Annotated in this window: 16 protein-coding genes; 4 read left to right on the forward strand and 12 right to left on the reverse strand. The window is 67.6% G+C overall.

Annotation, left to right across the window (positions count from 1 at the left end; genetic code table 11):
* Nucleotides 1-450: 450 nt before the first annotated feature.
* From mqo to dbpA, 3 genes are all read left to right on the forward strand, one after another.
* A complete protein-coding gene (gene mqo, locus G3O06_RS00705; RefSeq protein WP_205814542.1) occupies nucleotides 451-2094 on the forward strand; it encodes a malate dehydrogenase (quinone) in 1644 nt (547 codons plus the stop codon).
* Between the two features lie 398 nt (nucleotides 2095-2492).
* Nucleotides 2493-2690 carry a hypothetical protein gene (locus tag G3O06_RS00710; protein ID WP_124454371.1) on the forward strand — a complete coding sequence of 66 codons (198 nt, stop codon included), beginning with the start codon at nucleotides 2493-2495 and terminating at the stop codon, nucleotides 2688-2690.
* A complete protein-coding gene (gene dbpA, locus G3O06_RS00715; RefSeq protein WP_205814543.1) occupies nucleotides 2687-4084 on the forward strand; it encodes an ATP-dependent RNA helicase DbpA in 1398 nt (465 codons plus the stop codon). Before G3O06_RS00710 ends, dbpA begins: the two co-directional genes overlap by 4 nt.
* Nucleotides 4085-4105: 21 nt before the next feature.
* On the opposite strand, the gene G3O06_RS00720 is transcribed toward dbpA, so the two are convergent.
* Entirely contained in the window at nucleotides 4106-4990 is an 885-nt protein-coding gene (locus G3O06_RS00720) for a LysR substrate-binding domain-containing protein (protein ID WP_205814544.1), read from the reverse strand.
* 122 nt (nucleotides 4991-5112) lie between these two features.
* Between G3O06_RS00720 and hndA the strand changes: the two genes are divergently transcribed.
* Nucleotides 5113-6063 carry a 2-hydroxy-1-naphthoic acid nonoxidative decarboxylase gene (hndA, locus tag G3O06_RS00725; protein WP_205814545.1) on the forward strand — a complete coding sequence of 317 codons (951 nt, stop codon included), beginning with the start codon at nucleotides 5113-5115 and terminating at the stop codon, nucleotides 6061-6063.
* Between the two features lie 71 nt (nucleotides 6064-6134).
* Here hndA and G3O06_RS00730 read toward each other — a convergent pair whose 3' ends face one another.
* From G3O06_RS00730 to G3O06_RS00780, 11 genes are all read right to left on the reverse strand, one after another.
* On the reverse strand, nucleotides 6135-7037 hold the full coding sequence (locus G3O06_RS00730; RefSeq protein ID WP_205814546.1) for a transporter: 903 nt from the start codon (nucleotides 7035-7037) through the stop codon (nucleotides 6135-6137).
* 115 nt (nucleotides 7038-7152) lie between these two features.
* Nucleotides 7153-7974, reverse strand: a complete 822-nt coding sequence (locus G3O06_RS00735; RefSeq protein WP_205814547.1) for an alpha/beta fold hydrolase — start codon at nucleotides 7972-7974, stop codon at nucleotides 7153-7155.
* Nucleotides 7975-8011: 37 nt separating this feature from the next.
* Nucleotides 8012-8203 carry a 2-hydroxymuconate tautomerase gene (locus G3O06_RS00740; RefSeq protein WP_174929897.1) on the reverse strand — a complete coding sequence of 64 codons (192 nt, stop codon included), beginning with the start codon at nucleotides 8201-8203 and terminating at the stop codon, nucleotides 8012-8014.
* Nucleotides 8204-8220: 17 nt separating this feature from the next.
* Nucleotides 8221-9009, reverse strand: coding sequence for a 2-oxo-3-hexenedioate decarboxylase (gene dmpH, locus G3O06_RS00745; protein ID WP_205814548.1), 789 nt, complete (start codon nucleotides 9007-9009; stop codon nucleotides 8221-8223).
* Nucleotides 9006-10052 carry a 4-hydroxy-2-oxovalerate aldolase gene (dmpG, locus tag G3O06_RS00750; RefSeq protein WP_174987859.1) on the reverse strand — a complete coding sequence of 349 codons (1047 nt, stop codon included), beginning with the start codon at nucleotides 10050-10052 and terminating at the stop codon, nucleotides 9006-9008. Before dmpG ends, dmpH begins: the two co-directional genes overlap by 4 nt.
* 40 nt (nucleotides 10053-10092) lie before the next feature.
* A complete protein-coding gene (locus G3O06_RS00755; protein WP_205814549.1) occupies nucleotides 10093-11013 on the reverse strand; it encodes an acetaldehyde dehydrogenase (acetylating) in 921 nt (306 codons plus the stop codon).
* A gap of 40 nt (nucleotides 11014-11053) precedes the next feature.
* Complete coding sequence (dmpE, locus tag G3O06_RS00760; RefSeq protein WP_034203024.1) at nucleotides 11054-11836, reverse strand: 2-oxopent-4-enoate hydratase; 783 nt, start codon at nucleotides 11834-11836, stop codon at nucleotides 11054-11056.
* 29 nt (nucleotides 11837-11865) lie between these two features.
* Complete coding sequence (locus tag G3O06_RS00765) at nucleotides 11866-13377, reverse strand: 2-hydroxymuconic semialdehyde dehydrogenase (protein ID WP_205814550.1); 1512 nt, start codon at nucleotides 13375-13377, stop codon at nucleotides 11866-11868.
* A gap of 115 nt (nucleotides 13378-13492) precedes the next feature.
* The gene (locus tag G3O06_RS00770; RefSeq protein WP_205814551.1) at nucleotides 13493-13942 is read right to left on the reverse strand and encodes a heme-binding protein; all 450 of its coding nucleotides are present in this window, start codon (nucleotides 13940-13942) and stop codon (nucleotides 13493-13495) included.
* Between the two features lie 21 nt (nucleotides 13943-13963).
* Nucleotides 13964-14908 carry a catechol 2,3-dioxygenase gene (locus G3O06_RS00775; protein ID WP_205814552.1) on the reverse strand — a complete coding sequence of 315 codons (945 nt, stop codon included), beginning with the start codon at nucleotides 14906-14908 and terminating at the stop codon, nucleotides 13964-13966.
* A gap of 17 nt (nucleotides 14909-14925) precedes the next feature.
* Nucleotides 14926-15282, reverse strand: coding sequence for a 2Fe-2S iron-sulfur cluster-binding protein (locus G3O06_RS00780; protein ID WP_205814553.1), 357 nt, complete (start codon nucleotides 15280-15282; stop codon nucleotides 14926-14928).
* Between the last annotated feature and the right edge of the window lies 1 nt (nucleotide 15283).

Below are 15283 nucleotides of genomic sequence, written 5' to 3' on the forward strand. Positions count from 1 at the left end.
CCGCGCGGTTATCCACATCTTTCCCGGTTCCCGCGACCGTCATTCCGGAAACCCGGACACGCAAAAAACCCCACAAAAACAACGGTATTTTTCGTTTGTGACACAGCAAACGAGTTCGGTTACATTACGCGCCCCTTGCCACCCCGCCCCCGCAAAACGCGTCGCGCGCGGCCTCTTTCCACGCAGCCTGAAGCGCCTTCCGCTCAGGCTTGCCGCAAGGGCCCGGGCGCGTTGTGCGCCACTGTGACGCAGGCGCTTGCCTGCCCGCAGGAAGCCGATCCGAAGGTGTCCTTCCCGACGGTTTCGCGTGCGCAAATGCGACGGCGCGCGGCGTCGATCCGGAATTCCGGATTCGCGATCCGGATCTCCGGATCCGTGTTTCACCGCGGTCGACACGCGCCTGGGCGGCTTGGCAAACCGATGCATCCAAGTTGAAAAAAGGGATCTGCTGTGATCAAAACGTTACGGGTAATACTGTCGGCGCTCGCGCTGTGCGTCGCCGCGTCGTCCGCGCACGCCGCCGATACGAAGAAGGTCGACGTCCTGCTGGTGGGCGGCGGCATCATGAGCTCGACGCTCGGCGTCTGGCTGCACGAGCTTCAACCTGACTGGTCGATGACGATGGTCGAACGCCTCGACGGCGTCGCGCTGGAAAGCTCGAACGGCTGGAACAACGCCGGCACCGGCCACTCGGCGCTCGCCGAGCTCAACTACACGCCGGAGAAGGCGGACGGCAAGATCGATATCTCGAAGGCGATCGAGATCAACGAGTCGTTCCAGATCTCGCGCCAGTTCTGGGCGTGGCAGGTCAAGCAGGGCGTGCTGAAGAACCCGCACTCGTTCATCAACTCGACGCCGCACATGAGCTTCGTGTGGGGCGACGACAACGCCCGATTCCTGAAGAAGCGCTACGAAGCGCTGCAGGCCAGCCCGCTGTTCCGCGGGATGCAGTATTCGGAAGACTACGACCAGATCAAGCAGTGGGTGCCGCTGATGATGGAAGGCCGCGACCGCAACCAGAAGGTCGCGGCGACGTGGACGCCGATCGGCACCGACGTGAACTTCGGCGAGATCACGCGCCAGTTCGTCGGCTACCTGAAGACGCAGCCGAACTTCACGCTGTCGCTGTCGAGCGAAGTGCGCGAGATCTCGCGCAATGCCGACGGCACGTGGCACGTGAGCTGGGTCAAGCTGCACTCGGATGAACCGGCACAATCGGTCGACGCGAAGTTCGTGTTCATCGGCGCGGGCGGCGGTGCGCTGCACCTGCTGCAGGCGTCGGGCATCCCCGAGGCGAAGGACTACGGCGCATTCCCGGTCGGCGGCTCGTTCCTCGTGACGGACAACCCCGAAGTCGTGAAGCAGCATTTGGCGAAGGCATACGGCAAGGCGTCGGTCGGCTCGCCGCCGATGTCGGTGCCGCACCTCGACACGCGGATCATCGACGGCAAGAAGATCATCCTGTTCGGGCCGTTCGCGACGTTCTCGACCAAGTTCCTGAAGAACGGTTCGTACTTCGACCTGCTCAAGAGCACCAACACGCACAACGTCGCACCAATGATGCGCGTGGGTGTGGACGAATTCCCGCTGGTCCAGTACCTCGCCGGCCAGCTGATGCTGTCCGACGACGACCGCTTCAACGCGCTGAAGGAATACTTCCCGAACGCGAAGAAGGAAGACTGGCGCCTGTGGCAGGCCGGTCAGCGCGTGCAGATCATCAAGCGCGACCCGGTGAAGGGTGGCGTGCTGAAGCTCGGCACCGAGATCGTCGCGTCGCAGGACGGCAGCATCGCGGGCCTGCTCGGCGCGTCGCCGGGCGCGTCGACGGCCGCGCCGATCATGCTGAACCTGATGAAGAAGGTGTTCAAGGACAAGGTCGCGACGCCCGAGTGGCAGCAGAAGATCCGCCAGATCGTGCCGAGCTACGGCACGAAGCTGAACGACAGCCCGGCGAAGGTCGTCGAGGAGTGGACGTACACGAGCGACGTGCTGCAGCTGTCGCCGCCGCCGAAGATCGACGTCAACACGCCGTCGCAGGCCACTGGCAACGCGCCGGCCCGCCCGGCGAAGGCCTCGGCCGACATGGCGCTGTAACGCGCGGAGCGCCGCGCGACACCGTTGCGCCGCATGACACGGCCGCCCTCCGGGGCGGCCGTTTTTTCTTGGCGGCGGCGATCAGGGCCTGTTTTCGCAAATAACAGGCCATGAATGCCCGCCCTCCCCGAAAGCGTCGCCCGCAGCCGGTCGCCCGCAGCCGGTCGCCCGCAACCGGCCGTCCGCAACCGGCCGTCCACAGCCGATCGTCCGCAACCGGCCGCCCGCTTCCGCTAGAATTGCGGCACGCGCGACCCCGTCGCCGCCCGATCCATCATCCGCATCGACGCAATCCAAGCGACGCCCGATGCGGCCCGCGCCCGAGCCGCGCGAGCGCCGCACGCCGTTGCCGCGCCCGCCCGGGCGCGCCATCAACCGAATTCAGCTGGAGAAAGACCGTGTTTACCTGCCGAAACCAGAGCTGCGGCACGCAGTGGGAACAGTCCGACGTCGTCATCAAGGACGAAGGCCAGGGGCTGCTGTTCCGCTGCCCGCTGTGCGGCGCGCGCAACTACCTCGAACGCTTCGAAGACGACGAAGGCACGGTCGTCTACGAGCAGATGGAAGGCCGCCCCTACCTCGGAGACCTGTCTTGACGCAACCGACCGCCACGCCGTTCAGCGCGCTGCCGCTGACGCCCGCCACGCTCGCGAACCTCGCGCAGCTCGGCTATGTCGACATGACGCCGATCCAGGCCGCGAGCCTGCCGATCGCGCTGGCCGGCCAGGACCTGATCGCGCAGGCGAAGACGGGCAGCGGCAAGACCGCCGCGTTCTCGCTCGCGCTGCTGGCGCGCCTCGATGCGCGCCGCTTCGACGTGCAGGCGATGATCCTGTGCCCGACGCGCGAACTCGCCGACCAGGTCACGCAGGAAGTGCGCCGCCTCGCACGCGCCGAGGAGAACGTGAAGGTGCTGACGCTGTGCGGCGGCACGCCGATGCGCCCGCAGACACAGAGCCTCGAGCACGGTGCGCACATCGTCGTCGGCACGCCCGGCCGCATCATGGATCACCTCGATCGCGGCAACCTGAAGCTCGACGCGCTGAACACGCTGGTGCTCGACGAAGCCGACCGGATGCTCGACATGGGCTTCTTCGACGACATCGCAAAGGTCGCGCGGATGTGCCCGACCACGCGCCAGACGCTGCTGTTCTCCGCGACCTATCCGGACGGCATCGTGAAGCTGAGCCAGCAATTCCTGCGCAACCCGAAGGAAGTGAAGCTCGAAGAACGCCACGACAACAGCAAGATCCGCCAGCGCTTCTATGAAGTGACGGAAGACGAGCGGCTGCACGCGGTGGGCCAGCTGCTGAACCACTACCGGCCGGTGAGCACGATCGCGTTCTGCAACACGAAGCAGCAGTGCCGCGACCTGCTCGACGTGCTGCACGCGCAGGGCTTCCACGCACTCGCGCTGCACGGCGAGCTCGACCAGCGCGAACGCGACCAGGTGCTGATCCAGTTCGCGAACCGCAGCTGCTCGGTGCTGGTGGCAACCGACGTCGCCGCGCGCGGGCTCGACATCGCGCAGCTCGAAGCGGTGATCAACGTCGACGTGACGCCCGACCCCGAAGTGCACGTGCACCGCATCGGCCGCACGGGCCGCGCGGACCAGGACGGCTGGGCGCTGAGTCTCGCGAGCATGGACGAGATGGGCCGCGTCGGCGGGATCGAGCAGGCGCAGAAGCGCGACGTCGAATGGCATCCGCTCGCGGAACTGAAGCCGGCCGACGACGGCGTGCTGACGCCGCCGATGGAAACGCTGCAGATCCTCGGCGGGCGCAAGGACAAGATCCGCCCGGGCGACGTGCTCGGCGCGCTGACCGGCGACGCCGGGTTCGACGGCAAACAGATCGGCAAGATCAACGTGACCGAGTTCTCGACCTATGTCGCGATCGAGCGCGGCGTGGCGCACGACGCGCTGCGCAAGCTCAATGCAGGGAAGATCAAGGGCAAGCGGGTCAAGGTCCGGTTGATGGACGAGGAGTGATGCCGGCGCGCGCCGCGACACTCACGCGGCGCGCTCGCCCAGCATCGCCAGATACTGCCGTACTGCCCCCCATTCCGCGCCGACCCGGCTGATCGCGACGAGTTCGGAGCCCGGCACGCCGCCGGCGAGTTTCCGGTACACGATGTTCGGCGCCGCGATCCGGCTCAACGGCGACGGCACCAGCGCCACCCCGAGGCCAGCCCCCGTCAACGCCAGCACCGACAGCGTGCTGCTCACCTTGTGTGCGATGCGCGGCGTCTTGCCGAGCACCTGCCGCAGGATCGCAAGCTGCCCTTCGTCGTCACCGTCCGCCGCATAGAAAATGAACGGCTCGTCCGCGAGTGCCGCGACGCTCACCGAGCGCTGCTTCGCGAGCGCGTGCCGGTCGTTCATCATCACGTCCCACGCCCAGCTGCCGACCGTCCGCACGGCCAGCTTCGGATCGAACGCCGTGCCGAAAGCCGGGCAATAGCCGATGTCGAGCCGGCCCGCGAGGATCGCGTCCTGCTGCGCGGCCGGCGCCATCTCGTGCAGGTCGAGCGTCACCGCCGGCCACGCCGCATGAAACGCAATCAGGTCGTCGGACAGCCGACCCGTCGCGACCGCATTGCCGACGAAGCCGATCCGCACCACGCCCGTCTCGCCGCGTGCCGCGCGCTGCACGACCGCCTTCGCGCGCTCGGCCTGCTCGAGCGTGTGCCGCGCCTCGGTCACCAGTAGCCGGCCGGCGTCCGTTAGCGCCACCTTGCGCGTGCTGCGCTCGAACAGCGCGGTGCCGAGTTCGTCCTCGAGCGCGCGAATCTGCATGCTCAGCGCGGGCTGCACGATATGCAGCCGCTCCGCCGCGCGGCCGAAATGCCCCTCTTCGGCAACCGCGAGAAAGTAGCGCAAATGGCGAAGATCCATAGGGTCGATTCATCACTCAAAACAATCAATCCTGAAATTTAATCTATTGGATTGAAAAATCAACCGCGCGCATCCTGACGGTCAGACGCTGCACCGCAGCTCACTTCCCCAGGAGCCGAATCATGTCCGACCGCAACCGCATCGATGTCCACCAGCATGTCGTCCCGCCGTTCTGGGCCGACGCGCTGCCCGCCCACGGCGGCGACCCGTCGGGCTGGAGCAGCCCGACCTGGAGCCCGGAAAGCGCGATCGCGTTCATGGATTCGCTCGAGATCCAGACCGGCGTGCTGTCGCTGACGGCGCCCGGCGTCCAGGGCTGGACCGGCCAGGCCAAGCGCGACATGGCGCGCCAGGTCAACGAATACGTGGCCGGCCTCGTCGCAAAGTGGCCAACCCGCTTCGGCAACTTCGCGACGCTGCCGCTGCCCGACGTCGACGGTACGCTCGCCGAAATCGACCATGCGTTCGACACGCTGAAAGCCGACGGCGTCGTGCTGCTGAGCAACTACGGCGGCGTCTATCTTGGCGATCCGGCCTTCGAATCCGTCTGGGCAGAACTCGACCGCCGCCGCGCGGTCGTGTTCATCCACCCGGCGAAGCCCGCGATCGATGCGATACCCGGGATGCCCGGCCCGCTGCTCGACTATCCGTTCGATACGACGCGCACGGCCGTCCAGCTCGTGCTCAACGGCGTGATCGCGCGGCACCCGAACGTGCGGATCATCCTGTCGCATGCGGGCGGCTTCCTGCCGTACACCGCGTACCGCTTTGCCGAACTCGCACCGGGCGTGCGCAACGACGTGCCGAACCGCGACGGGCTGCTCGACCTGCTGCGAACGTTCTACTTCGATACCGCGCTGTCGTCGCCGTCCGCGCTGCCGAGCCTCACCGCGTTCGCGCAACCCGATCGCGTGCTGTACGGCAGCGACTTCCCGTACGCGCCGCCCGCCGTCAGCACGTCGTTCACCCACGCGCAGGATGCGTATGCGGCACTCGGCGCCGACCGCCACGCCGCGATCAACCATGCGAACGCATTGCCGCTGTTCCCGCGTCTCGCTGCGCTCGCGCGGTAACGTAGGACGCAGTAAAGCGTGACGCCCCGCAACGGCGGCGTCACGCGCGCAACCGGAGTCACGCCGTCAGGTCAGAACGGAATGACGGCCTTCGCCCACACGGCCTCCCCGGCCGGCCGGTTGCGCACGAAGAACTCCTTCACGACGCGCGCTTCCACGCTGATCTTGCTGAACTGATAGCGAAACCCCGGCCCGATCGCGAACGTCTGGCCGCGAAAGCCGTCGCCCGCGACCGGCTGCCCGTTCTGCATGTCGTCCGTGGTCTGCTTGACGAAGTAGCCCGACAACCCGACCCGCGCCTTCGGCGTGACCGCGTAGCTCGCCGAATAGTCGACGTGAAACAGGTTCCCCGAGTGATAGTGCGTGTCGTTGTTCGGCGAGTTGAAGCTGTACGTGATCTTCGCGGACACCTCGACCTTGTCGTTCGGCAGCCACGACACACCGAAGACCGGCCGCGCGGTGTAGTAGTTCTTGCCGGTGTTCAGCGCCGAATGCGCGTCGTACTGCCCGGTCGGGAACACGAACTCGATCGCCGCCACCGTGCGCAACGCGCCCGAACCCCACGCGATCAGCGCGGGGCTGACGATCAGGTCGCCGAGGTTGGTGCGGTCGAACGACGCGCCGCCCGCATCGAGCGAGAGGTGCTGCATCGGCAGCACCGCATACGCGCCGTAACGCCCGCCGAGCACCGACAGGTTCGACATCCAGACCACGCGCGGAATCAGCACGTCCGCATCGAGCTTGAAGCCGGGCACCGAGCCGTTGCCATGCGAATCGTTGAAGCGCGACGCGTGGTAATGCGTGTAGTACAGCAGCGCGTACAACCCGGCCGGCGGCAGCGCGCCGGCAAAGAACGCTTCCGCGCCCTCGCCAATCGTGTCGCCGCCGCCCTCCGTCGCCCATGCGCCCGAGCTCAATGCGATGCCCGCGCACGCGGCGAGCGCGCGCAACCCGAATGCAGACTTCCGTTTCATCGATGTCTCCAATATTCGTTCTACTGAATTGATTTTTTGTATGGGTGCTTTCATGAGCACCTGTGTTGCCGTCGCTTGCTACACGGCGGCAACACATCCTGCCGATTTGCTACGGCTACGCGCTGAAATGTTCGATGACGAGCTGGTTGAAGCGTGCTGCGTGCTCGATCTGCGTCCAGTGCCCGCACCGGCCGAACACATGAAGCTGGGCATTCGGCAACAACTCGAGCAGCTTCAGCGAACTGTCGAGCGGAATCACGCGATCCTCGCGCCCATGCACGATCAGCGTGTCGTGCGTCAGCGCGCGCAGTTTCGCTTCATTACTCGCCAGCGCGTCGACCCAGCGCTGGCGCGGCGCCGGAAACATGTTCGCGAACGCCTCCTGATAGCCGGGCCGCACGCTCGCGTCGTAGCGCAGCTTCGCGAGTTCGTCGTTCACGAGCGTGCGATCGAACGCGAAGATATCCAGCAGCGCCCGCATGTTCGCGATCGAGGGCGTGTAGCCCCACACCGCGTCGAGCCCTTCGGTCAGCGTGAAGCGCGTACCGGCCGCACCCATCAGCACGAGCCGGCCGACCCGCCCGGGCGCGCGAATCGCGAGTGCCAGCGCCAGCGCGCCGCCGAACGAATTGCCGACCACGTGCGCGCGCTCGATGTCGAGCGCGTCGAGCAGGCCGAGCGCGTGATCGACCCAGTGGTCCATCGAATAGCGGTACCCGGCCGGACGCTCGGTCTCGCCGAATCCCGCCATGTCCGGCGCGATCACGCGAAACTGCCGTGCGAGCGCGGGCATCGTGAGCCGCCAGTTCGCATAGGCCGTGACACCCGGCCCCGAGCCGTGGATCAGCAGCACGGGCGGCCCGTCGCCGGCGTCGTGATAGTTCGTGTCGATGCCGCCGGCGACGATCCGGCGGCCGATTTCAGGATTGGATGACATGACGCTCCTTCAGTCGATTCATGGGGGACGTTGCGCGTTACCGCCCGCGCTGTTTCGCGCTCTGCCCGCCGATGCCGAAATGCGCCTTCGGCATCTCGGTGATGATCACGCGCACCGATTCGACCGGCGCCTCGAGCGAGCGATGAATGGCCTGCGTGACCTCGGCGATCAGGCGTTCCTTCTTGTCGTCGTCGCGGCCTTCGAGGATGTAGAGATGAGCAACCGGCACGATGGCCTCCTTTCCGTTCAGATGAAACGCAGGCCGATCGAGCCGACGTCCTGCACGCGCAGCGTCACGCTGTCGCCGGCCTCGACGGCCACCGCCTCGGTGATGCCGCCCGACAGGATCACGCTGCCAGCGGGAATCGATTCGCCGCGCGCGCCCAGGTGGTTCGCAAGCATCGCGACCGCGGCGGCCGGATGCCCGAGCACCGCCGCGCCGGCGCCGAACGCCACCGGCAGGCCGTTCTTCTCGAGCACGACGCCGAGCGTGCGCAGGTCGACGCCCTCCACCGCGAGCGGCCGCCCGCCCGTGACGAAGCGCGCGGCCGACGTGTTGTCGGCCACCACGCTCTTCAGGTCGAACTTGAAGTCGCGGTAGCGGCTGTCGATCACCTCGATGCCGGCGATGACGAAATCGGTCGCGGCAAGCACCGCGCCGATATGGCAGCCCGGCCCTTTCAGCTCAGCCCTGGTGACGAACGCGATTTCGGGCTCCACCTTCGGATGGATCAGTGCCGACGTGTCGCACTCGCCGCCGTCGGGCAGGTCGTAGATGTCCGTGAGGAAGCCGAACACGGGCGTATCGACGCCCATCTGGCGCATCTTCGCGTGCGACGTCAGGCCCGCCTTGTAGCCGACGATCCGCGCGCCGCGCCCGAGTTGCCGGCGGCGGATCGCGTCCTGCACCGCGTAGGCATCATCCCAGTCCATCTCGGGATGGCGGTCGGTGATCTTCGGCGTGTCGCGCGCGTCGCGCATGCAGCCGTCGAGATGCTCGCCGAGCGCTTCGACGATGTCGGTGGTCAGGTTCATGCGGCCTCCCGCTTGGCTTGCGCCGCGCGCGCCTTCGCGAGCGTCAGCGCGGTGTCCTCGATCATGTCCTCCTGCCCGCCGACCATCCCGCGCCGGCCGAGCTCGACGAGGAGGTCGCGCGCCGGAATCCCGTACTTGTCGCCCGCGCGCTTCGCGAACAGCAGGAACGAGCCGTACACGCCCGCGTAGCCGAGCGTCAGCGCGTCGCGGTCGATGCGGATCGGGAAGTCCATCATCGGCACGACGAGATCCTCCGCGACGTCCTGGATCTTCCACACGTCGACGCCCGTCTCGATGCCCATCCGCTCGCACACGGCGACGAACACTTCGAGCGGCGTATTGCCCGCGCCGGCGCCGAGCCCGGCCGCCGCGCCGTCGATCCGGTTCGCGCCGGCCTCGATCGCGGCGATCGAGTTCGCGACGCCCATCGCGAGGTTGTGGTGGCCGTGAAAACCGAGCTCCGTATCCGGCTGCAGCGCGTCGCGCACCGCGCCGAGGCGCGCCTTCACGTCGTCGGGCAGCATGTAGCCGGCGGAATCGGTGATGTAGATGCAGTTCGCGCCGTACGACTCCATCAGCTTCGCCTGCTTCACGAGCCCCTCCGGGCTGTTCATGTGGCTCATCATCAGGAAGCCGACGGTATCCATGTCGAGCTTGCGCGCCATCGCGATGTGCTGCTCGGAGACATCCGCCTCGGTGCAGTGCGTCGCGACGCGGATCGTATGCACGCCGAGCGCGTGCGCCTCCTTCAGATGGTCGACGGTGCCGATGCCCGGCAGCAGCAGCGCCGATACCTTCGCGCGCTTGAGCAGCGGGATCACCGCGCCGAGGTATTCGGCGTCGGTGTGCGCGGGAAAGCCGTAGTTGACCGACGAGCCGCCGAGCCCGTCGCCATGCGTGACTTCGATCAGCGGCACGCCGGCCGCGTCGAGCCCGGTCGCCACCGCGCGCATCTGGTCGAGCGTCATCTGGTGACGCTTCGGGTGCATGCCGTCACGCAGCGTCATGTCGTGGACGGTGATTCGCTTGCCTTTGAGGTTCATTGCCGTTTCCTTGTTCGTCCGGTCGTGGGATGAGCGCGCGTCAGGCTGCCTGCGCGGCCGGCTGGAGCGCGAGGCGGCCGGCCAGCAGCTCCTCGGCGAACATCTCGGCGGTGCGCGCGGCGGCGGCCGTCATGATGTCGAGGTTGCCCGCGTACTTCGGCAGGTAGTCGCCGAGGCCTTCGACTTCGAGGTAGATCGACACGCGGTTGCCGTCGAACACAGGCCCGTTGACGAGCCGGTAGCCGGGCACGTAGCGCTGCACGTCGGCGATCATCGCGTGCACCGATTCGACGATGCGCGCCTCGTCCGGCGCGGTCTCGGTCAGGCAATGCACGGTGTCGCGCATGATCAGCGGCGGGTCGGCCGGGTTGATCACGATGATCGCCTTGCCCGCCTTCGCGCCGCCGACCTGCGCGACCGCCGCCGCCGTCGTGCGCGTGAATTCGTCGATGTTCTTGCGCGTGCCGGGGCCGACCGAGCGCGACGACACGGTCGCGACGATCTCGCCGTAGGCGACCGGCTGCACGCGGGATACCGCGCGCACCATCGGGATCGTCGCCTGGCCGCCGCACGTGACCATGTTCACGTTCATCTCGCCGGAGCCGATGTGGTCCATCAGGTTGACGGGCGGCACGCAGTACGGGCCGATCGCGGCCGGCGTCAGGTCGATCATCAGCACGCCGAGCGCGTTGAGCTTGCGGCTGTTCTCGGCATGCACGTATGCGCTCGTCGCGTCGAACGCGATCTGCACGCCGTCGGCCTGCACGTGCGGCAGCAGGCCGTCGACGCCGTCCGCGGTCGTCTTCAGGCCGAGTTCGCGCGCGCGCTTCAGGCCGTCGGAATCGGGATCGATGCCGACCATCCAGACGGGTTCGAGCACGGGGCTGCGCATGAGTTTGGCGAGCAGGTCGGTGCCGATGTTGCCGGGGCCGATCAGCGCGCAGCGGATCTTTCGGGTCATGGGGAATTCCTCGTTTGCCAGTGAAGGGGAACGGCGCCGCTCACGCGAACCGCACCGAACACGCGCCGATCCCGCCGATCGACACGCGGAAGTTGTCGCCGGGCCCGGCCGGCGCCATCGCGGCGAGCGCGCCGGACAGGATCACTTCGCCGGCCTTCAGCGGAATGCCGAGCCGGCCGAGCGTATTGGCGAGCCACGCGATTGCATTGACCGGCGAGCCGAGCGCGGCGGCGCCGGCGCCGGTGCCGATCACGTCGCCGTTTTTCTCGAGCACCATCCCGCAGGTCGCGAGATCGACGCGGCGCGTGCTCACCGCCTGGTCGCCGAGCACGAACACGCCGCACGATGCGTTGTCGGCCACGGTGTCGCCGATCCGGATCTTCCAGTCGCGAATCCGTGAATCGACGATCTCGAAGCACGGCATCACGCATTCGGTCGCGGCCAGTACCATCGCGTTCGTCACGCCAGGCCCGAGCAGGTCGCGCTTCAGCACGAACGCGATCTCGCCTTCCGCCTTCGGCTGGATCAGCGTGTCGAGCGCGATGCAGGCACCATCGCCGTACACCATTCCCGACAGCAGGTAGCCGAAATCGGGCTGGTACACGCCGAGCATGTCCATCACGGCCTTCGACGTGACGCCGATCTTCTTGCCGATCACGGTTTCCCCGGCGTCCAGGCGGCGCTGCACGAAGCGTTGCTGGATCCGGTATGCGTCGTCGACCGACAGGTCCTCGTGCTGCGACGTCAGCGGTGCGACGGGCGTGCGCGAGGTCATCGCGTCGTACAGCCGGTCGCCCAGCGCGGTAATCAACGTGGAGTCCATAAGAGTTTTCCGATCAGTAACGGAGTGGGTCAGAGCTTGATGCAGACGTTGCGGAGTTCCGTGTAGAACTCGAGCGAATGCACGCCGCCTTCGCGGCCGATACCCGATTGCTTCGCGCCGCCGAACGCAGTGCGCAGGTCGCGCAGGAACCACGAATTGACCCACGCGATGCCGACGTCGATCGACGCGGCGACGCGATGTGCGCGGGACAGGTTGGTGGTCCAGATCGCGGTCGACAGCCCGTACACGTTCGCATTCGCTCGGCCGATCACCTCGGCTTCCGAATCGAACGGCATCACGAGCGTGCACGGCCCGAAGATCTCGTCGCGCGCGAGCGGCGAATCGTCGCCAAGGCCCGTCCAGATCGTCGGCTGCACCCACGCGCCGCCGCGCAGGTCGTCCGGCATGTCGGGCACGCCGCCGCCCGTCACGACTGTTGCGCCGAGCTCGGCGGCCTGACGGTAGTACGACAGCACCTTGTCGCGGTGCTCCTGGCTGATCAGCGGGCCGATGCCTGTGGTCTCCGCTTCCGGGCGGCCAGGCCGCAGCCGCTCGGCGCCGGCCTTCAGCGCGGCGACGAAGCGCTCGAACAGCCGACGCTCGACATACACGCGCTCGGTGCCGAGGCACACCTGCCCCGCGTTCGCGAAGCACGAGCGCAGCGTGCCTTCGACGGCCGCATCGAAATCGCAGTCGGCAAACACGATCGCCGCGTTCTTGCCGCCCATCTCGAGGCTGACGGGCCGTGCGCCGTCGGCCGCCGCCTTCATGATCGCCGCGCCGGTGCGCGTCTCGCCGGTGAACGTGATCGCGTTCACGCCGGGATGGGTCGTCAGGAATTCGCCGGCCGAGCCGGGCCCGAAGCCGTGCACGACGTTGTAGACGCCGCGCGGCACGCCTGCCGCGTTCATCACTTCACCGAGCAGCGCGGCCGTCTGCGGCGTTTCCTCCGACGGCTTCACGACCACCGTGTTGCCGCAGGCGAGCGCAGGGCCGACCTTCCACGTCATCAGCAGCAGCGGCAGGTTCCACGGGCAGATCACGCCGACCACGCCGACCGGGCGGCGGATCGCGTAGTTGAGCGCGCCCGCGCCGTCCGGCGTCGCCATCTCGAAGGTTTCGCCCGGCACGTTCTTCACGACGTCGGCGAACACCTTGAAGTTCGCCGCGCCGCGCGGGATGTCGATATGGCTCGCGAGGCTCACCGGCTTGCCGGTGTCGGCCACTTCGGCTTCGAGGAAATCGTCGAAGCGGCGCGTGATGCCGTCGGCCACCGCATACAGGATCTCGACGCGCTGCGCGACGGTCAGGCCGCCCCACGGCCCTGACAGCGCTGCGCGCGCCGCGTGGACGGCCGCGTCGACATCCGCGCGGCTCGCTTCCGCCACGCGCGCGATCACGGCGTTGTCGAGCGGCGAGCGCTTGTCGAACCAGCGATCGCCCGCGCGATAGTCGCCGTCGATGAAGTTGCGGACGTACCGCGGTTCCGGCTGCCCGCCGGCGGGGCCGCGTGTCGCGGCGAGAGGTTCCGTGTCGTACATGATGTGGTTGCCGATAGTCGTGAATCCGTGATCCGGTGCGGCCGCGAAGGACGTTCGCGAGAGACGTTCGCAAAGTACGTTCGCGAGCCGCGTGCCGTGTTGCGTATGCCGCCCGTCACCCGCCGCCGAAGCCGGCCGCGTCGAGGCCCGCGCGGGCACAGCTTTCGTCCTGCGCCTCGCTGCCGCCCGATACGCCGATGCCGCCGATCAGCGCGCCGTCGTCGACGATCGGCAGCCCGCCGCCGAACGCGACGAAGCGCGGGCGCAAGACGAGCCCCTGCCGCACGGCCGCCGAATGCGCGGCCAGCGCGTCGTGCCACGCACCGGTCGGCAAGCCGAAGCTCGCGGCCGTGTACGCCTTGTCGATCGCGATGTCGATCGAATGCAGCGGCGCACCGGGCATCCGCACGAATGCCGCGAGCAGGCCGGCCGCATCGACGACCGCGACGTTCACGCGCACGTCGAGCCGCTCGGCGGCCTCAGCCGCCGCCTGCGCGGCGCGCGACGCGGCGGTCCAGTCGATCGTGCGCGTGACGACACTGCGGGTCGAATCGTTGCCAGCCATGACGCTGTGCTCCCGTGCGGGTCAGGTGTAGACGGTCGTGAACGCTTCGTTCAGCTCACCGGAATGGAAGAAGATCCCGCGCCCGAGCTCTTCCTCGGTCCACGTCGTGACCGGGCGGTCGGGCTGCGCGAGATAGCCGAGCCCCGCGAAGGTTTCGTTGCGGTTGCCGCTCGGATCGAAGAAATAGATGGTCGTGCCGCGCGTGATGCCGTGCCGCGTCGGCGCGACGTCGATCTTCACCTTGTTCTTCGCCATCACGTCGGCCGACTTCAGCACGTCGGCCCAGTCGTCGAGGAAGAACGCGATGTGATGCAGCCCGTTGCGCGGGCCGCCGACGAACGCGATGTCGTGCGGCGTCGAGCTGCGGAACATCCACGTCGCGGCCTGGATCGTGTTGCCCGGGCCGACCATGACCTGCTCGGCCAGGTGGAAGTCGAGGCATTCGGCCATGAAGCGCGTGTTCTCCTCGACGCGGTTCACACCGGATTCCGGGTTCAGCTCGCACATCAGCAGGCAGTGGTCGAGCCAGTGCACGGCCGAGCCTGGAATGTCGTCGGGCCACGGATCGGGATTCAGCGAGCCGACCGCGGTGCCGACCAGCTCCTTCTTCGCGAACAGGCGCAGCTCGTGCCCGCTCGGCAGCAGGAAGCGCAACTGGCGGCCCACCACCGGCAGCGCGCCTTCGGGCAGCATCTCCGTCCGGATGCCGTACGCCTCGATGCGCTGCTGCAACGCGTCGAGATCGGCGTCGTGCTCGACCTTGTAGGCCGCATGCTTGAGCCCCGCCTGATCGGACGGCGACAGGATCAGCGAATACCGGTCCCATTCGTCCCAGCATTTCAGGTAGACGTTGCCGGCCGCGTCGCGCATCGTCTCCTGCATGCCGAGCACGCGGATGTAGTGACGCAACGCCGCTTCCATGTCCATCACCTTCAGATTGACATGACCAATACGCATCACACCCATGGTGAGTCTCCTCCTGGTTACTTGTTGAATACCGGCGCCCCGGCACGGGCCGAGCCGCAGAAAAACGGCTTTTTCAGCCGGCCCGCCACTTCCAGTTCGACGTCGCCGTCCGGCGTGACGCGGCACGCGAGCGCATAGCCGTCACGCTCCTCGTCGGCGCTCACGTGCGCGCGGCTCACCGGCCCGAGCCGGTGCACGGCGCCGCGCAGCACGCGCACCTTGCACACGCCGCACCCTCCGTTCAGGCAGCCGACCGGAATGCCGCGCCGGCCGAGCTTCGCCATTCCGGCCAGCAACGATTCGCCGGACGCGCACGCATAGCGCTCGTCGGTCTGCGCGATCGTCACCGTGGCGCACACGCGGCCCGCGTCCATG

The organism is Burkholderia sp. Ac-20345 (assembly GCF_017104825.1).
Lineage (GTDB): Bacteria > Pseudomonadota > Gammaproteobacteria > Burkholderiales > Burkholderiaceae > Burkholderia > Burkholderia lata_B.